The organism is Methanomicrobium mobile BP (assembly GCF_000711215.1).
Taxonomy (GTDB): domain Archaea; phylum Halobacteriota; class Methanomicrobia; order Methanomicrobiales; family Methanomicrobiaceae; genus Methanomicrobium; species Methanomicrobium mobile.
In genome coordinates, this window is record NZ_JOMF01000006.1 from 22,647 (window position 1) to 42,361 (window position 19,715).

The window sequence follows — 19,715 nt, forward strand, 5'->3', positions numbered from 1 at the left end:
GGATTGATCCGTTAAAACAGGAGTTATTGAGGTAATTGCGGCAGATTTTCAAGCTGAACGGGTTTTCCTTTCAGATTTGACAATGCCTCCGTAAGTTTTTCGCATGCGGACGGATATTCGGCTTCCAAACCGGCAACCGCATCTTTGTTGGACGCAATCGTATTCTTTGACCTTTGCAAATTCTCTTTCAATTCTGTCCTGCGTGAGGATAACTCAGCAAGCCGTTTTGCCGCATCCGAACTTTCAATCTTCAGAACATATTCGGAAAGGGACTGCTTCTGCGCGGCATAACTCTTGCGGAGTCCGGATATCTCCGAGATCAGCGCGCCGTCATCGGTTAAGAGGCGCTCTTCCGATTTTGTCTTGATAAACGAGGGATTGTCTCGGACATAACCCGCGACCGCGGAATATAGCGGCGACCAGAGAGTTTCAATCTCCGAGGCATCCTCCTTTTCTTCGGCGCTTAAATCGTATGCATTCAACGCCGCCTCGAACCGCGCGATATCCTTCACGAGTTCTTTTGCACCGTCCTTTTCCGCCGCATACGACACTTTGCGGAGGACATTGCCGAGATTGGCGGTTATCAGATGGAGGCTGTCGGCAATGCGGACAAGCTCCTCTCCGGCGGCGGTCTTGCCCGCAATCGCCGCTTCGTAATCTCCGTATTCCGACGAATCTTTCAGTTCCGAGATACTCCTCTCAATCTCGGAGAGTTCCGGTTCCGAGTCCCCGATCTCCTTCTCAAGCCGCATGTTCTCTTCGAGAAGGGCTCCGTGTCTCTCCGCGATATCCCTGCATCTCTCATAGGATTTCGAGACCGCATCAATGCGCGCGGTCTTCTCGAGCGCGGGTCTGAAAGTCCCGTTCATTGAGTTGATCTCGCGACCGATTACGTCAATATGACCTTTAAGCTCTTTCATCTCCTCGGGAAACGCCGCAATGACATATCTGCCTTGACCGCGGATGCACTTCGTGACGGACTTCAAAGTCTCCGCAACCGCATTGTAATACTCCTGCGGATCCTCGGGAAAACTGTCCTCGTCGGGAACGGTCTTCCTGAGCGCCGCCGCAAACTGGGGCAGAGACCTCTCGACAACGGATTTCACGCGCGCGTTGAGCTCGGCATCGGAGTCCACCTTTAAATTCATGAAATTATCGGCGACCGCCGCTACATCCTTTAGCGCCTGCGAGATAATCCCGCGCGATCTCTTCGCTACATCATTGAGCGAGGCTGACACACTATTCTCCTCCGACTCAAGATCCGAAGGAATGGTATTGTAATCGCATATCAAAGGCGAATTGTCATCCTTTGAAAAAAGTTTTTTCAGAAAACCTGCCATATTTACCTCTTTAAAAAAAACTCACTCGTCGTCCGTACCCGCTATCCTTTGAAGTCTCTCTATGCCTTTTATCTCCTCGATAACGTCGACAACCGCGGGCGGAACGAGTTTCTGCCAGTCGCCGCCCGAGAGCATCCTCTGGCGTATCTCGGTGCCGCTGTGACTCTTGCGCTCATACATCTCGGGAGATTCCACAGGAATGTTGCGCTCGGAGAAGAGCTGAACAACCAGCGGATTACTTGAGAAGACTCTCTGAAACGGCGGCGATATGGAGGTAACATGCGCGACCCAGAGCGCATTTCTCTGAAGATCCTCGATGGGAATGACATAATAGCGGCAGTCCAGATCCTCAAGACTCCTTGTGATCATCATGATGCGTTCGCCGGCGGTAAACGGGTTATTTATGTCGTGACTCATCTGTGCACTGCCGACACCGATGATTATCTCGTCGACCTGTTTTGATATGCGCTCAAGAACCGACTGATGACCGTAATGATACGGCTGGAAACGCCCGATATAAAGACCTCTTACTACAATCTCGGTCATATTTACCCTCTGTCTTACCCTCTGCTGTTACTCCGTTCCTGTTACTCGTTAAACTACTCTTGTCGCTATGATAATTTATCTTTGTTCATCGGCGTTTTCGGCGTTTTTGGCATTCCCAGACCCGGAAGCGCCCGCCGCCATATTGGCAATCAGCGCCGCATATGCGCCGGCGGTAAATCCCGCATCGATATTGACGACGGTCAGCACGGCGCAGGACTGAAGCATACTCGCCAGAGCCGCCTCGCCGCCGCCCATATACCCGTATCCCACGCTCACGGGAACGCCTATAACGGGGCGGTCGACAAGTCCCGCGATGACGGTCGGAAGCGTTCCTTCTCTGCCGGCGCAGACCACAAAGGCATGCGCATCGAGGAGGTCTTTGACGGCGGGAAAGAGCCTGTGTATACCCGCCGCACCCGCATCGTATGCCGTCTTTACAACGCAGCCCATCTCCTGCGCAATCACCTTGGCTTCTTCGGCGACGCGGATATCCGAGGTGCCCGCGGTGATGATTCCTACTATGCCGCCCGTTCTCTTCTCGCAGCGTGCCTTGACTTTTTCATCGCGGGTCATGATGAACATGCGCCCTTCGGGGTTGTATTCGTGAATATAGCCTTTTTCAACCGCAAATTTTGTAAGTTCTTCGACCTGAGCGGGAGTGACGCGGGAGGCAAGGCATCTGCCGTTTGCCTGCGTTATCTTATCGACAATCGAGATAAGATGCGGCAGGTCCTTGTTCTCGGAAAGAACGACCTCGGGAATGCCGCACCGGATATTTCGCCCCGTATCTATCTTTGCGCAACTGCCTATCATATCCAGACGCAGACCGCCTATCAGAAGTTCCGCCTCTTCGAGAGAAATCTCTCCCGAGGCATAACCTTCAAGGACTCCCTTCAGACTGTTGTTAATAACCATAGTTCTTCTCCGATTCGGGCATATAAGACCGCACGCATTATTCACAGTTGCTTATGCCGCAACTTTTCGATAACTAAGATATTCTCGGGCGTTGAATAATAACTATTGTCATGGAGCACACGTATCTCATATATGTCGGCATCTTCGGTTGCGCGGTTGCCGCATATCTCTGGATGAGGGATGCAAGAATATTCTACAGAACGGCACTGCCCGGATACCGCAAGGCGGCATACTACGGGGTCGCATATACGGCGCTTTCAATTACGGGCGTCCTCTTCATGATGAGTTTCATGGAACTGTTGGGACTCGGCATGATTCTTCTGGCATTATACCTTCAGAGCGCAATCGTAAGGGAACGCGACCGCATATGGAGTGCGAATTCCGGCACACTCGACAGGGCACTCGGAAAAGCAGTCTTACAGAAAGCCGACCGGAAATCCGAAACAGCCGGTTTGGCAGACGAATCCGATGTCAGACTCTCAAGACACGAGAGAAAGATGAAGGAAAGGGCGGGTAAGGATAAGGAAAAGAAGGATGCCGATGATAAAGATACGGAAACTGATACGGAGACGGGAGATTCGACAAACGGAGATTCAACGAACGAAACATCCTCAAAATAAAATATCCGCAGAATAACGGCAAAATCACGATCAAAGATAACAAGACTAAATGCGGAACAGATACAAAATCATATACCGAATCATATACACAATCTGATAATTTCGGATAATTTCGGATAAAATATCTACAGATTTTAAACAGATTTAAGTTTAAGGTGAATCAATGCTTCAGAAACCACGAGGAACAAGAGATTTCCTGCCCGACGAGATGGAACAGAGGCGCGAGATAGAGATGCGCCTGCGCAAAGTCGCGCGAAACTGGGGATACAGGGAGATCTGCACCCCGACATTCGAGACACAGGAACTGTATGTCCTGCGCTCCGGCGAAGGCATCATCAACGAGATGTATACCTTCGAGGACAAGGGCGGACGCAAACTTGCCCTGCGTCCCGAAGGAACCGCTGCCGTGATCAGGATGTATGTCAACGAGGCTAAGGTGCTTTCAAAGCCGCTCAGATGGTGCTATCTATCGGACTGCTACCGCTACGAGCGCCCGCAGAAAGGCAGATACCGTCAGTTCTGGCAGTTCGGCGTCGAACAGATAGGCGCTGACACCCCCGCCGGCGAAGCGGAGATTATTCTCCTTGCATATGAAATGCTGAAGTCGACCGGCGTCCGCTTCGAACTGCATATAGGTCACCTCGCGCCCATGAAGCATATCCTCTCGGAGTTGTCGGATGCCGACAGAAAAGCCGTCATGGCACTGCTCGACAAGAAGAACTTCGAGGATCTGAAGAAATATCTCGAAGGCATCAATGCCGCGGGTCTCTACGATTCACTCATAAAACTCATTGAATGCAAAAACATAGACGAAGCAATCGAGCTCTGCAATAACTGCGGAGTTTCGAGCGATATGCCCGACAAAGACAGGATGAAAGAGCTTATCGCAATCATCGACAGTCAGAAGATAGACTATAAACTGAATCTGGGCATTGTAAGGGGACTCGACTACTATACTGGCATGGTCTTTGAGGGATTCGCCGACAACCTCGGCGCCGAAAACCAGATCCTCGGCGGCGGCAGCTATCGTCTGGCGCACCTCTTCGGCGGCGACGATACGGCAACATGCGGCTTCGGAATCGGCTTTGACAGAGTCATGGTCTCACTCGGAGAAGTAAAACCCGCATCGTCACCGACGGTCGCGGTCGTGTATACTTCGGATGTCGCGGGATATGCCTTCACCGCCGCAAAAGAACTCAGAAGTGCGGGGATAAATACCGAACTCAACCTTCTTGACCGCGGTATAGGCGCACAGATGAAGTATGCCGCAAAGACTGCGGATTATGCGGTCGTAATCGGCGCACGCGAGGCTGAAGCGGGAACGATCACGCTTAAAGATCTGAAGTCCGGCGAACAGAAGGAATGCACGGTCGCGGATGCGGTACAAAGTATTTTATAGATTACAAATATCAAAAGTATATCAAAATATGTAAACAAGATCAGAAAATCCAAGACCATTTACTAATGGACATTATGATGCAAAGTGCGAATAATAAATATGCAAACATTTCTTTTACATACATCACATCATATATTTTCCCAATATCGCCCAAACAGAGTTTATTTACTTTTTTCAGCACATTAATCTATAAAAAAAATCATAGGTGGAACAGACCAATATAACCAAAGTAAACAAAGAACATCTTTTATTACTGATCAAAATAAGACTAAAACTAAGATGAGTAATTCAGTTTCGGTTGAAAAACAATCACTGCCAAAATCATTGTTTAAATTAATGCGTCCCAAACAATGGATAAAGAACGGATTCGTTTTTGCTCCGCTTCTTTTCGTAGGCGGATTGTTCGACATTAAACTATTTACTCTTGCATTTTGCGGAGCGGTTCTTTTCAGTCTTGCGGCAAGTGCGGTTTACATTTTAAATGATATTGTTGACCGAGAGAAAGATAGTAAGCATCCAATTAAGTGTAAACGTCCGATAGCAAGCGGCGCAGTATCGATACATACCGCACTAATTCTTCTTTTGGCACTTGTTATATCTGTATTTGCTGCAAGTATCTATTTGGACATCTCATTTACTGCAGTTTTAGCAGCATATTTCTGCTTTAATATACTCTATTCATATGTACTGAAACACATTGCAATCGTCGATGTGATCAGCGTTGCGACCATGTATGTCTTCCGTGTCGTTGCCGGTGCTGTAATAATACACTGTTCGACAATATCACCATGGATAATCGTGTGTACATTTTTTATCTCCGTTTTAATTGCGGTCCAGAAAAGAAAAGGAGAAATTGCATCAATGGGTAACGGAAATGTTGAAGGTCGTAGCGTTCTTAAAAACTATACCGAGCCAATGCTCCGCGATATGTCAGTTACACTCGGTGCAGTAACTATTACTGCTTACTGCCTGTATACATTTCAGTCTGAAACATCACCATATATGATTCTGACAATACCTTTTGTTATTTTCGGACTATTGCGTTATCAGATGCTGACGGATTCCGGAAATAAAGGTGAAACCCCTGAAGAGATCGCAATTCATGATAAACCAATGATAATTGATCTGGGTCTTTGGATTTTATTCTGTATAGTGATAATTTACATTATTAGGTGAAGAAATGATTACAGTCCCTCTCAATTCCATAAATGTCTATGACTTCGACAAGACAATCTATGACGGGGATTCAACAATAGATTTTTGGATATTCTGCATGAAAAGAAACAAGTCGATTTTACTGTATGTTCCAAAAATCATATTCGCATATTTCATATCAATAATTGGTCTCCAGAGTAAAACGGAGTTTAAAGAGGTTTTTTTTTCATTTATGGATAAAATACCCGATCCTGATTTGGAAATTTATCTTTTTTGGAAAGAAAACTCATGCAAGATAAAAAAATGGTACCTTGATTTAAAATCAAATGATGACTTAGTTATTTCCGCGTCACCTGATTTTTTATTGCGACCAATTTGCAATGAATTAGGTGTTCGTTTAATCGCATCCAAAATCGATAAAAGAACAGGTATTTTTGAGGGTGAAAATTGTCGAGGAGAAGAAAAAGTGAGACGATTTAAAAATGAGTATTCAGGTATATTAGTGAACAAATTTTATTCAGATTCTGTTAGTGACATGCCTTTTGCAGAACTATCAAATGAAGCATATTTAGTGTGTGGAAGCAAAATTAAGCTATGGAAATAATAGTATGCAGGATTTTAACTCTGATAAAGAAATACTATATTCATAAATGATATAGAAAATAAGTGATTGATATGGCAATGACAGACAAACAGATTGATACTTCTCAAGATTTGGAAAAACTTTACTCAAATAGATTTGATGGAGATCAAACATTAAAAAAAAGAGATGTAATGTGGAAATGTATTTGTAAATATTTCTTGCAGAAATATATTCCAAAAGATGCAAAAATATTAGATATTGCAAGCGGGTATTGTGAATTCATTAATAATATTGAAGGATCTGAAAAATATGCAATCGACCTAAATCCAGACATCACCAATTTTGCAGACAAATCTATAAAAGTTATCCATGAAGACATTTTGGATGACAAAACCAATTTGCCAATTAATTATTTTGACATAGTTTTCATAAGTAATTTTTTAGAACATCTTGATTCTAAAGAAGATGTAAAACGTGTAATTAATAAATCAAAACAATATCTGAATGAAAATGGAAAAATAATTATTTTACAGCCAAACATTCGATATGTTAAAGGACGCTATTGGGATTTTTTTGATCACAAAACTCCTTTAACAGAAAAATCACTAATAGAATGTGCCAACATTCTAAATCTTAAAGTCGTTAAATGTTATAAAAGAACACTCCCATATACGCAAAAAAGCAAAATACCCATGCATAGCTTTTTAATAATATGTTATTGCAAATTAATGCCTATAAGTAGTATTTTCTTAGGTGCGCAATCACTAATAATCTTAAAAAAGTAATGGTGGAAATAATGGCAAAATATTTCATCACAGGCGGTGCCGGATTTTTAGGCATCAATCTAACACGTTATTTGTTGGAAAAAGGAAACACTGTTGTTTCATACGATATAAGCAAAGAATATGATTATCCTGAAAAAGAGGATCCTCGTGTCACTGTAATATCCGGAGATATAAGAGACTATGAACCCATGAAAAATGCAATGAACAATTGTGAAATTGTTGTTCATACGGCAGCTGCTTTACCGTTATATAAAAAGGAAGATATATTCAGCACAGATATTGATGGTAGCCGAAATGTCTTACTCGCTGCAAAAGCTAATGGTATCTCTCGTGTCATTCAAATATCATCTACTGCAGTATATGGCATACCGGATCACCATCCGTTGCTTGAAACCGATAAACTTGACGGAGTGGGGCCATATGGTGTTGCAAAAATAGAAGCCGAAAAAACGTGTGCGGAATTCAGAAAAGAGGGTATGATTGTTCCGATTATCCGACCCAAATCTTTTGTGGGTCCTGAAAGATTGGGTGTTTTTGTTCTGCTGTATGACTGGGCACAGGACGGAAGAGGATTTCCTATGATTGGCAGCGGAAACAATCGATATCAGCTTTTAGATGTATATGACTTATGCTCTGCCATATATCTGTGCGCCACATTAGACAACGAAATTGTAAATGATACTTTCAATATAGGTGCAGAAGTCTTTACCACTATGCGTGAAGATTATCAAGCTGTATTAGATAAAGCAGGTTTTGGAAAAAAAGTTATTGGTTTCCCGAAAAAACCTATAATCTGGTCTCTTCGCTTCCTTGAATTTTTGCATCTGTCGCCGTTATACAAGTGGGTTTACGAAACTGCCGGTGAAGAATCATTTGTATCTATTGAAAAAGCGAAGAAGCAGCTGGGTTGGAAACCAATATATTCCAATAAAGATGCACTTCTTAGAAATTTTGAATGGTACCTGCAGCACAAAGATGAGTTTAAAAATAAATCGGGAGTGTCGCACAGGGTTCCTTGGAAACAGGGCATTCTAAGTATCGCGAAGAGATTTTTTTAATATTTTTAGCACATAAAGCGGATTAAGAATGAACAAAGATTCGAAGATCATTATAACAGGAGCTTCCGGACTGTTAGGACAAAACACGATACTGCTCTTGAGAGAGATGGGATATAACCATATAGTTGCAATAGATAAGCACCACAGCAATTTAGCCATACTCAAAGATCTAAATCCTGATGTAAAGATAATAGAATGTGATCTAGCTGAAAAAGGATCTTGGATGAATGAATTTGAGGGGGCTGATGTCTTGTTGCAACTTCATGCTCAGATTACCAGTCTGTACTTGAATGAATTTGAACGAAATAATATTACTGCTACTGAGAACGTTCTTGATTCAGCAAAAAAATACCATGTTCCATATATTGTTCACATAAGCTCATCAGTAGTCATCTCTGTTGCAAATGATTATTATACCAATACAAAAAAGACTCAGGAAAAATTAGTCGAAGATTCGGGAATCCCATATTGTTCACTTCGCCCTACACTCATGTTTGGCTGGTTTGATAAAAAGCATTTAGGATGGCTGTCAAGATTTATGAAAAAAACCCCTGTCTTTCCCATACCCGGAAACGGCAAATATCTTCGTCAACCACTCTATGCACGAGATATGGCAAGAGTTATCATTTCTGCAATGGAAATGCAACCAAAATGTGAAACATACAATATTATTGGAAAAGAGGAAATTGATTATATCGATATAATTAAATGCATAAAGAAAGTCAAAGGATATAGGACCGTTATTCTTTGCATACCATTTTGGATGTTTAAATCTCTCATGAAGTTTTATGCATTATTCTCCAGTCATCCGCCGTTTACTGCTCAACAGTTGGATGCTCTTGTAGCAGGAGATTACTTTAAGGGGGATCCCTGGTGGGATATCTTTAATGTCGAATCAACACCGTTCGATAAAGCAATAGAAGAAACATTTGGTCACAGTAAGTATTCAGACATTGTATTAAAGCCATGACAGCAAAAGAAAGCATATCCAAAAAAATTGCAGTAATCGGCGGTGGACCTATGGGGCTGACATGTGCCTATTGCTTGGCAAAGAAAGGACACTCTGTAGATGTATATGAAGCAGACAGTATTCTTGGCGGAATGTCAGCCCATTTTGATTTTTCAGGTCTTGATATAGAGAAATATTATCATTTTGTATGCGGACCCGATTACCCTCTGTTTAACCTGATGAAAGAACTGCAAATATTTGACAGACTCCGTTGGACGGATACAAAGATGGGTCTATTTTATGACGGTACATTATATAAATGGGGGGGACCTTTTGAACTGCTATCATTTCCAAAAGCAGGACTATTTTTAAAGTTAAGATATGGTTTCCATGTATTTTATGCCAGCAAAATTAAAAATTGGCATAAATTGGATGATACAACATCTCTTGATTGGATAAAAAAATGGGAAGGTAAGAAAGGCTATGATATGTTTTGGGACAGTTTGTTCCAATTAAAGTTCTATGACCTAAAATCTAAAATTTCTGCACCCTGGCTGTGGTCCAGACTTGCACGAGTGGCAAAATCCCGTAAAAGTATTTTCCAGGAGAGAATGGGTTACATTTCCGGAGGTTCAATAGTTGTCATAAATGCTTTGGCAGATAAAATTAAAGAATATGGTGGTCGTATACATACATCATCACCGGTAGATGAAATTGTTTTTGAGAACAATGCAGTATCGGGAATAAAAATCAATGGTCAGTTCATAAATTATGACATAGTTGCATCTACAATCCCTATTCAGTATCTTACAAAAATAGCTCCATCTTTGCCAAAAATTGACAAAGATAAGCTTAAATTGCTTGATAATGTAGGGGTGGTCTGTGTTATCGTCAAACTTAGTCAAGCCCTTACAGAAAATTTTTGGCTGAATATTTCAGATAATGAAATGGATATTCCGGGAATTATTGAAATATCCAATTTAAACACAGAATTAAAGGAACATGTTCAGTATGTACCTTTTTATTTACACAAGGATAATCCAAAGTATAGTCTGCCTGATGACTATTTCATTGATAAAGTGAAAGGATACCTTATAAGAGTGAATCCCTCAATAACACCGGATAAAGTAAAGGACATTCGTGTTTTTAGATATGAATATGCTCAGCCGGTATCTACAACTCATTTCTTGGAGAAATTGCCGCCGATTTACTCAGATGGCCGTAAAGGATTTTACATGTCAGATACTGCATATTGTTATCCGGAAGACAGATCAATTACAGAGAGCATAAAGGCAGCAGTAAACATTGCAGACGTTATTGAAAAGACAATTTAATAGTCATGAAGTATATTAGTGATTTTAAGAGTATCGAATTTATTGGCTTCTTTGTATGCGGAGCTATTGCCGCAGCCGTAAATATTACATCACGAATAATTTTCAATGCTATTTTACCATCATATGTTATATCTATATTATTAGCATTTGTTGCAGGTTTACTTACCGGCTTCATACTGGACAAATATTTAATTTTCAAGAAAAGTAAAACTTCAACAGAATGGCAGATATGCGCATTTATTGCAATAAATATTATTGGGGTTCTACAAACAGTAGTATTCAGTTTGCTGTTCTATGAAATAATTTTCCCAGCAATAAACTGGACATTCTATCCGGATACAATTGCACATATGATTGGCGTCGGTATTCCGGTGTTTACCAGTTATCTCGGTCACAAATATATTTCGTTTGCAAATTAATGATTGTCTTATAATAATTGATGATCACAAAAAATAACATCAAATTGATTTGTTCAAGAGTTATCGGCAGGCATATATTTAGAGGTACTAAATAATATGTCATAAATAGGACACTTATTGCTGGGAGTTAAATTATGAGAGAATACATACCGATTGGCAATCTGAAACATATCTCAAATATTCGTCTGTCGACTGAACAAAAATATCTTGCAATATTGGTCTTAATCAACATAATTTGTAATCACATATTTTTTTTTAGCCTCAAATTTTATTCTGATGATTGGACATTGTTATATTATGCAACTTTTGATCTGTCACCGTATTTCACAAGCGAACGTCCATTACTTTTCATGCTTCCAAATATCCAACAAGCACTATTTGGTCAAACGGCATTACTCTATCAAATTACTTTAATCGCAGAAACATCATTATTTCTAATTATTTTTTATTTTTGCATAAAGCAGATCCTGAAACAATTAAATTTTGATAAATCGATGCTTTTGGCATATACTGCAGCATTAATATTCTGTGTATTGCCATTTAAAGATGAAATGTATGCCTGGCCCACTATGGCATCAGGAAACAATTTTGCGATGATAATGTATATCCTAATGCTCTATTTCTTCTTATACAGAGATGAGAATAATCATTATCTAATTTATTCGCTGATATGCTATGCATTTGCAGCTTTTACGTATGAAGTCGGTTTATGTCTCCCAATATTTATTGCGTTATACTGCATAATAACTAAACAAAAATGGCTAAAAGAGTTTATATGTTACTGCTGTGTATGCGGTATATATGCTATATTTAGGATCCATCAAAATATAACTACTGGCGATGTATTAGGGCATATAACCAACTATGATGCAGCATCAAATGTTGCGATAAGAGGGATTGATTACTACATAAATGGCGGAATAACATACCTAACTTACTCTCCAGCCGGACTTTTAAATTTAGGCACATTGTCAATCTTATTGCTGGTGCTTTTGGATATCGTCATTGTGTTTTTTGTATATCGCTCATTTGATAACATACCAACTGAATCAATCAATGATTCTAAAGAACTGATAAAATCTATGGCAGTAGCTGTAAGTTTGTTCATTGTTTTGGCAATGCCGTTCATGATCAGAGATGGTTTAACTGCATTCATAGGTGAAACTAGGCATGCATATTTGATAGAAACTGCTGTTGCGTTGATAATCTTAGGATTTGTAATTTATTTACCACTATTTGAGAAAATAGATCATTTAAAGAAAAATGTATTTGTAATATTTTTATTTTTACTTTTAGTTGTCAATCAAGGTTTCTATGCTAATTGGGTGTCTTGCGGAGATTTTCAAGAAGATGTAAATAATCTAATTCAACTAGATTCTGAAATAATCAGTCAATCTGATTTAATATATTTCAATTCCTCATCTTTTAAGGATGAAATTCATGATACTTTTGTTCAAGATAAAAAGAACGGAATAGGCATATATAATTCACAGGGTCTTAGACACTGGTCATTATCTAAAATGCTACAAAATGCATCATTTAGTAGCAATGTAGTGCTATACTCATCGTATAATGGTGTTCCATTTACAGGATATAAACTATTATACCTAACGGATAAAGAGTTATGCTATTTAAAGATAGTCGATAATGTAACAACTACCATTGATCGAAAGAGAGTGTATGAAATTAATTCATCATTATTGCATAATTTCAAAAGCAGATAAATGATAAATACATATTGAAAAATGATTGTAAATAATGTATCAAAAAACAATCAGCAAATTATACATGAACATCAGACTGTGAACCTATTTTTTTGAAATAGTAATCAATACGCACAGAGCAAAAAAGATTGATTCAAATTAAATAATCGAAACTGGTAAACAAATGAACCGAACATATCCTATGCATAGCATTATATATATTCTACAGACTTTAAAAACATATTAACGAAATATTCGCATAGATATAACCGATACAATTTTTAAAATAGAACTAATTATGAAAAAAAGAACAAAACAAGCATAACAAAACATAACAAACATAACAGCAATACGATAAATATTATCAAAATGGGATGGATATACACAAATCATGGATTTAGCGGAAGAACTTGCGGCACAGCAGAGAAGTATCAGCGTAGCCGAATTCTTTGAGAAGAACAAGCATCTCTTGGGCTTTGATTCACCGACACGCGGGATAATTACTACAATCAAAGAGGCAATCGATAACTCTCTCGACGCCTGCGAAGAGGCCGAGGTGCTTCCCGATATCTATGTCGGCATCAAAAGGGTCGACAAAGATGTCTACAGAATAATCGTCGAGGACAACGGCCCCGGAATTATTCCGAAACAGGTGCCATATGTCTTCGGAAAACTCCTCTACGGCTCAAGATTTCACCAGATAAAGCAGAGCCGCGGTCAGCAGGGTATCGGTATCAGTGCCGCCGTCATGTATGCCCAGCTGACAACGGGAGTGCCGACCGTGGTCATCTCGAGAACGGGTCACAAGTCAAAGGCGCACAGGTTCGAGATACTCATAAAGACCGAGCAGAACGAGCCGCAGGTCTTAAAGGACGAAGAAATAGACTGGGATCGCATGCACGGCACGCGCGTGGAGATTGAGTTCAAGAGCACGCTTGCGGCAAAGAAGAAGCTCATCGATTATCTGAGATACACGGCAGTCGTAAACCCGCACGCAAGAATTCAGGCGGATATCGACGGCGAAAAATACACCTACGAACGCGCGGTCGAGCAGGCAATAGTTCCCCCCAAAGCCATAGCACCGCACCCGCACGGCATTGAGTTCGGACAGCTGAAACGAATGGCCGACACCAGCAAAGACAAGGTGAAGGACTTCCTCATAAACGGCTTCTCAAGGGTCGGCGAGAAAAGCGCGGATGAAATTCTGGGCATCGCTAAGATAAAACCCGACAGAAAGGCATCGGGTCTTACATCCGATGAACTCAAGGTTCTGCTGGATGCCATGCAGACCGTCCAGATTCCCCCGCCGCCGGCATCGGTCTGTCTCTCACCAATCGGCGAAGAGAGCATTGTTCAGGGTATCGACAAAGAATACGAACTGGATTTCGTGCGGTCAAAGACGCGCAAGAGTCAGGTCTTCTCGGGTCATCCGTTCATAGTCGAGGCGGCAATCGGATACGGCGGCAAGCTGGACGGCGACGGTCCCGGGCAACTTCTGAGGTTTGCAAACCGCGTCCCCCTCCTTTACCAGCAGGGCGCCTGCGTCATCACCGAGGCGGTTTCGGGTATAAACTGGAAACTTTACAATCTCTCGCAGCAGGGGCTTCCGATGGGTCCCGTGCTCATTCTGGTTCATGTGGCGTCAACCAACGTTCCCTTTACCAGCGAAAGCAAGGATGCCATTGCCGCCATTCCCGAGATACAGAAGGAGATTACGCTTGCGCTCCAGGAACTCGGCCGCGAGCTCAAGAATTTCATATCGCGCCGCGACAAGAACAGACAGGTCGAGGAGAGAGCCCGCGCCGTCTGTGCAATCTTGCCGGATATTGCCGCAAAGGTCTCGGAGATTGTCGAGAAGCCCGTGCCCGACGTGACTCCTCTGGAGGCGCAGATAATGCGCAAGGTTGTCGTCAAAAAGCGCGTCAACAATGAAACGGGCAAGACCGAGATTGTCATCAATAACTTCACGCGCAACGCGGTTACGCTTACATTATACTGCATGTCGCCGGATAATGCGGCGGATTCGCTTGTGAAACCCGACTTTACCGACACTATCGGGGACGAATTCAATATCGTCTGGAAGATAAACGTGGAGCCGGAGTCCTCGTGGAAAACGGAGTTTTCCGGAACTGCGCACAGCACGGTCAGCGTGAGAGGCGTTGAAGAGAAACTTCTGGTCGTTGTCGACCTTGCGGGTATATGAAAGGTAAAGGGATGGTAACCTACGATATGGTATACGAAACGAAATCGTATCTGAAGCGGAAAAACGGAATTGTCATGATTAACGGATTAAGGGGATAATATGAGAAAAGAAGAACTGGACAGACTTGCGGATACAAAGCTCTACGATATCGCCGATAAATGGTATAATCAGATGCAGAATGCTTTGATTCCGTTCATCTCGCTGCCGACGAGGACAAAGCACAATATCGAGTATGACGAGAGGTCCGAGGTCTGGAAGTACGGCGACCGCGAGACTCTGCGCAATGCAAACAATGCCAAGGGGGCGACGCATCTGCTGAAGATGGCTTACGTCGTCTGGTTTATCAGGCAGCAGCTTCGCGAGAACCGCTCTTCGACGCTGAGAGAGATGTATTATATCTCGGAGGGCTGGAAACGCGCGAAGTTCGGCGCGCAGGACGAGAGCAACCATCTTATAGAGGATCTGGAGATTATTACCGAACTTTCCAGAGAGGCATTCCATTTAAGACCCGAGGAGGACGGCGCGTCCGTATACGGTCCGCTCAGGATTAAAGAGAACACCCGCCGCGGCGAGAAGGTTCTGCACTGTCAGGAGGATGTCGGAGAGTCGGGGTATTCGATTCCGAATAATATCGAGAACGTCGATTTCGTGGAGCACGACGCCAAGTTTGTGATTGCGATGGAGACCGGCGGTATGTATGCGCGTCTGATGGAGAACGGTTTCGATGAGGAGTATAACGCAATCCTCGTCCACCTGAAAGGTCAGCCTGCGCGCGCAACGAGGAGGTTTCTGCACCGCATCAATGACGAACTGAAGTTGCCGGTCGTTGTCTTCACCGACGGCGATCCGTGGTCTTACCGTATCTATGCTAGTGTTGCCTACGGCTCGATTAAGGCGGCGCATATGTCCGAGACTCTGGCAACGCCGAGCGCGCAGTTTATCGGCGTTCAGCCCTCGGATATCAGTCATTACAATCTGCCGTCGGATACCTTATCCGAGAAGGATATCGAGGCGCTTAAGGCAGAACTGACCGATCCGAGATTTGATACGGATTACTGGAGACGCGAGATTAATCTGCAGTTAAAGCTTGGTCTGAAGTCGGAACAGCAGGCTTTTGCGGCAAGAGGACTTGATTATGTCACGAAGGAGTATCTTCCGGCGAGACTGAGTGAACTTGGGGTGCTGTGATGGTGGATTTTGAGTATACGCTGGGGTTGTTTGCGAATATGTATCCTGCCGATGATAAGAGTTCGTTCGGCAATTTTATCAAACGCGATGTCGACTCACTTGAAAAGAGAGGAGTTATCGTAAAAAAGGCAGTAAAAACATCCAAGTCGGTATCGGCGTATCCGAAATTTTTCATGGACAGCTTCAAACTTGCAAAGAGCAAAGAATGCGATATTTTTCAAGCGGAGTATATCCCGCACAGCAGTTTTGTTCCGGCGTTTTTTAAGGGAGATACGCCGCTGATTATTAAATACTTGGGTACGGACGGACGAATATACCCCTACAAGAATAAAATTAACCACAAAATTATCGAGTATATGAATCGCCGTGCCGATCATATCATTGCTGTCAGCGAAGAGCTTAAACAGAATATTCTTAAGTTAGGCGGAGATTCTGAAAAGATAACGGTAATCTCCACCGGAGTTGACACCCAAAAGTTTCGTAATCCAGGCAAAGATACTTGCCGCAACAAGTTAGGGCTTCCTTCTGATAAGATGATCTGTCTCTACGTGGGCAGACTTCATACGCAAAAAGGCATAGGGGAATTACTTAAAGCGGCAGAGAAGAGACAGGATATTTTTTTTCTAATATGCGGACCCGGGGAAATCCCTCAACATACCGATAACTGCCTTTTTACGGGAGAAATACTTCATGAGAAGATCATTGAGTATATCTGCGCCGCAGACTGTTTTATTCTCCCAAGTTATTCGGAAGGGCTTCCAAATGTCCTAATGGAATCACTCTCCTGTAAGACCCCCGTTATCGCAACATCTGTAGGGGGATGTCCCGAGGTTGTTGAAAATTACAAATCGGGAATACTGATAGCACCAAAAGATGTCAATGCAATAATTGAAGCAATTGACTGGATGAATGAAAACAGTTCATTATGGGAGAAGATGGGAGAGTACGGAAGAACTGATATGATTAACCGATACGAACATGAAAAGATGATTGACAGACTGGTCAATGTCCATACGAATCTTATTACTTAGAAACATTCAACATAATAATCGACTAAATAAGCATTTCCTATAAGTACAGTTCAGATTGTCATTCATATCAGCGATATTCTGAAATACTCATCACTAATATAACCTAATTATGTACCTTGTCACCGGCGGACGCGGATTCATAGGTAAAGATCTGATAAGGAGACTTCTCTCAGATAACGAAGAAGTGCTGTTATTAAGCAGTACGCCCTGCAATGATACGGACATCAGTCCGCAAATATCCGTAACAGGTACAATACTGGACACCGAGTTTTTAAATCGCATTTTTTCGGAGAATGAAATAACGGGAATATACCATCTCTCTGCAATATCGGATATAAGAAGATCAATCGCGGATCCTTATGAAACATTTAATCTGAATGTAATCGGGACGGTAAACCTGTTGGAAGCAATGCGAAGACATGACGTAAAAAGAATGGTATTTGCTTCAACCGCGGCAGTATACGGCAATTCTGCCGAACCTGTGAAGAAAGAATCCGGAGAAACAATCCCCTTATCGCCATATGCCGCTTCAAAACTAATGGCTGAAGAATACTGTAATATCTATTCATCACAGTACGGAATGAACATCAAATCATTAAGGTATTTTAATCCGTACGGCCCAGGTATGCGCCCCGATTCTCCTGCATCTGTCGTGCTCAAATTCATAAACAGCATAATATCGAAAAAATCGCCGGTGATATTCGGAGACGGCACACAAACGCGCGATTTTGTATATATTAACGACATCACTCAGGCGAGCATTAAAGCAATGAATTACGGAGAATTTGGGATTTACAACGTAGGTACAGGTGTAGCAACACCACTTCGAGAGCTTGCTGCTATGATAATGGAAATAACAGGCATTAATGTAAGTATCGACTATCAGGATGCACGTATAGGTGATATTCTGCATTCTTCCGCCGATATATCAAAAGCAAAAAGAGGTTTCGGATATTCCCCTGAATATTCATTGCATAAAGGATTGAATGAGATGATAAATGCGCTTTACGGGAATGAACTGCATAACTCAAGCAAATGAGAAATATACTGAATATTGAGGACAATTTGAGTAACAGACCGCACTGTGTGACATTCATTCTTTCGGACGTAAACAATTCCGTATTTTTTTGGTGAAATTCATATTAAATAACGATCCATATCATAGTATACATGAAATATGCGGATTTTTTTGAGAACAAAGTTGTCTTAGTCACCGGCGGAGTAGGATCCATCGGCAGCGAAATTGTCAAAAAATTAGTGAAATTATCTCCTAAAGCGGTAATTGTATATGACAACAATGAGACGGGTCTCTTTGATCTGCAACAGGAATTAAAATCAGATCGTGTAAAACTTATTGTAGGGGATATCCGTGACAGGGATCGTCTGGTTACCGCTTTCACTGGAGTGGATATAGTATTTCATGCCGCAGCTTTAAAACATGTGCCTCTCTGCGAATATAACCCGTATGAGGCGGTAAAGACAAACATTGTCGGAACACAGAACGTGCTTGATGCGGCTATATTGGATAAAGTCTCCAAAGTAATAATTATTTCAACCGATAAAGCAGTAAATCCGATAAATACAATGGGTGCCAGCAAATATCTTGCGGAGAGGCTGACTATCGCGGCAAATAATAATCCGCAAAATAACGGAACGGTCTTTTCCGTAGTCCGCTTCGGAAACGTACTAAATTCGCGCGGGTCGATTATACCGATATTTATGAATCAGTTACAAAATAATCTGCCGCTGACAATTACGGATGAAAAGATGACCCGTTTTGTTATGACAATACCCGAGGCGGCAGAGCTTGTCATGCATGCATGCGCAATTGCAACGGGAAAAGAGATCTACATTCTTAAGATGCCTGCCCTGAAGATAATTGATCTGGCTGAAGTTATGCTGGATAAGTTGGCGGCAAAATACTCATACAATCGCGAAAAGAATCCTATTCAAAATATAGGCATACGCATCGGAGAAAAATTGTACGAAGAGTTACTGACGCTGCAGGAGTCCGCGTATTCATTTGAAGACGATGATATGTTTATAGTCTATCCGCCGGATGTTGTCGCGGATGATGCCTTAATTAAGCAGAAACTTCCGGCGGGATTTACCAAATGTAAGATCTCGGATTATTCATCCAAGAATGCTGTGCAGTTGTCATTGAGTGAGATTGGAGAATATATTGAAAAGATTTTCAGATAATGAGAAATATGTAGGTCAACATTTTTCACAAAAAAACATATATATATATGTATATATTGTTATATTTTAAGCAAATTATAAATTCTGCAAAATAATCTATAAATGAAATATAACCCCATACTGCCTATATGACTAAAAAAGAACCTGATCAAGAAATCTTATCACTCTTTAATGAATTCAAGAATACAAAACAGAAAACCTACATAACTAAATATGTCTTCATATACAACATAAGAATGAAATCACAAATTGTATTACTGCGTCTCAGACATTAAGATACTAAAT

The 19,715-nt window shown here is 41.8% G+C and carries 18 protein-coding genes; 15 read left to right on the plus strand and 3 right to left on the minus strand.

Annotation, left to right across the window (positions count from 1 at the left end; translation table 11 throughout):
* Positions 1–23: 23 nt before the first annotated feature.
* From T502_RS04185 to larB, 3 genes are all read right to left on the minus strand, one after another.
* Entirely contained in the window at positions 24–1,340 is a 1,317-nt protein-coding gene (locus tag T502_RS04185) for a hypothetical protein (protein WP_042705911.1), read from the minus strand.
* A 21-nt stretch (positions 1,341–1,361) separates the two neighbouring features.
* The gene (locus T502_RS04190; protein WP_042705912.1) at positions 1,362–1,886 is read right to left on the minus strand and encodes a nicotinamide-nucleotide adenylyltransferase; all 525 of its coding nucleotides are present in this window, start codon (positions 1,884–1,886) and stop codon (positions 1,362–1,364) included.
* A gap of 75 nt (positions 1,887–1,961) precedes the next feature.
* Complete coding sequence (gene larB / locus T502_RS04195; protein WP_052359150.1) at positions 1,962–2,801, minus strand: nickel pincer cofactor biosynthesis protein LarB; 840 nt, start codon at positions 2,799–2,801, stop codon at positions 1,962–1,964.
* Between the two features lie 110 nt (positions 2,802–2,911).
* Between larB and T502_RS09220 the strand changes: the two genes are divergently transcribed.
* From T502_RS09220 to T502_RS04270, 15 genes are all read left to right on the plus strand, one after another.
* Positions 2,912–3,421 (plus strand): hypothetical protein, encoded by a 510-nt coding sequence (locus T502_RS09220; RefSeq protein WP_342665742.1) that lies wholly within the window; start codon positions 2,912–2,914, stop codon positions 3,419–3,421.
* Positions 3,422–3,584: 163 nt separating this feature from the next.
* Complete coding sequence (hisS, locus tag T502_RS04205) at positions 3,585–4,820, plus strand: histidine--tRNA ligase (RefSeq protein WP_042705913.1); 1,236 nt, start codon at positions 3,585–3,587, stop codon at positions 4,818–4,820.
* A 201-nt stretch (positions 4,821–5,021) separates the two neighbouring features.
* Positions 5,022–5,996: a decaprenyl-phosphate phosphoribosyltransferase gene (locus T502_RS04210; protein WP_281172082.1), complete on the plus strand. Its 975-nt coding sequence runs from the start codon at positions 5,022–5,024 to the stop codon at positions 5,994–5,996.
* 4 nt (positions 5,997–6,000) lie between these two features.
* A complete protein-coding gene (locus T502_RS04215) occupies positions 6,001–6,579 on the plus strand; it encodes an HAD-IB family phosphatase (protein WP_211248143.1) in 579 nt (192 codons plus the stop codon).
* A gap of 71 nt (positions 6,580–6,650) precedes the next feature.
* The gene (locus tag T502_RS04220) at positions 6,651–7,343 is read left to right on the plus strand and encodes a class I SAM-dependent methyltransferase (RefSeq protein WP_052359152.1); all 693 of its coding nucleotides are present in this window, start codon (positions 6,651–6,653) and stop codon (positions 7,341–7,343) included.
* Positions 7,344–7,354: 11 nt separating this feature from the next.
* Positions 7,355–8,401 carry an NAD-dependent epimerase/dehydratase family protein gene (locus T502_RS04225; protein ID WP_042706158.1) on the plus strand — a complete coding sequence of 349 codons (1,047 nt, stop codon included), beginning with the start codon at positions 7,355–7,357 and terminating at the stop codon, positions 8,399–8,401.
* A 28-nt stretch (positions 8,402–8,429) separates the two neighbouring features.
* Positions 8,430–9,371 carry an NAD-dependent epimerase/dehydratase family protein gene (locus T502_RS04230; protein WP_042705914.1) on the plus strand — a complete coding sequence of 314 codons (942 nt, stop codon included), beginning with the start codon at positions 8,430–8,432 and terminating at the stop codon, positions 9,369–9,371.
* On the plus strand, positions 9,368–10,684 hold the full coding sequence (locus tag T502_RS04235) for an NAD(P)/FAD-dependent oxidoreductase (RefSeq protein ID WP_042705915.1): 1,317 nt from the start codon (positions 9,368–9,370) through the stop codon (positions 10,682–10,684). Before T502_RS04230 ends, T502_RS04235 begins: the two co-directional genes overlap by 4 nt.
* 5 nt (positions 10,685–10,689) lie before the next feature.
* A complete protein-coding gene (locus tag T502_RS04240) occupies positions 10,690–11,103 on the plus strand; it encodes a GtrA family protein (RefSeq protein ID WP_042705916.1) in 414 nt (137 codons plus the stop codon).
* Positions 11,104–11,453: 350 nt separating this feature from the next.
* Complete coding sequence (locus tag T502_RS04245) at positions 11,454–12,827, plus strand: hypothetical protein (RefSeq protein WP_157197461.1); 1,374 nt, start codon at positions 11,454–11,456, stop codon at positions 12,825–12,827.
* Positions 12,828–13,197: 370 nt separating this feature from the next.
* Complete coding sequence (locus T502_RS04250; RefSeq protein WP_042705918.1) at positions 13,198–15,009, plus strand: DNA topoisomerase VI subunit B; 1,812 nt, start codon at positions 13,198–13,200, stop codon at positions 15,007–15,009.
* A gap of 99 nt (positions 15,010–15,108) precedes the next feature.
* Positions 15,109–16,197 carry a DNA topoisomerase IV subunit A gene (locus T502_RS04255; RefSeq protein ID WP_042705919.1) on the plus strand — a complete coding sequence of 363 codons (1,089 nt, stop codon included), beginning with the start codon at positions 15,109–15,111 and terminating at the stop codon, positions 16,195–16,197.
* 38 nt (positions 16,198–16,235) lie between these two features.
* The gene (locus T502_RS04260; protein WP_281172083.1) at positions 16,236–17,228 is read left to right on the plus strand and encodes a glycosyltransferase family 4 protein; all 993 of its coding nucleotides are present in this window, start codon (positions 16,236–16,238) and stop codon (positions 17,226–17,228) included.
* 109 nt (positions 17,229–17,337) lie between these two features.
* Positions 17,338–18,267 carry an NAD-dependent epimerase/dehydratase family protein gene (locus T502_RS04265; protein WP_052359153.1) on the plus strand — a complete coding sequence of 310 codons (930 nt, stop codon included), beginning with the start codon at positions 17,338–17,340 and terminating at the stop codon, positions 18,265–18,267.
* Between the two features lie 131 nt (positions 18,268–18,398).
* On the plus strand, positions 18,399–19,430 hold the full coding sequence (locus T502_RS04270) for a UDP-N-acetylglucosamine 4,6-dehydratase family protein (protein ID WP_042705921.1): 1,032 nt from the start codon (positions 18,399–18,401) through the stop codon (positions 19,428–19,430).
* Positions 19,431–19,715: the final 285 nt, after the last annotated feature.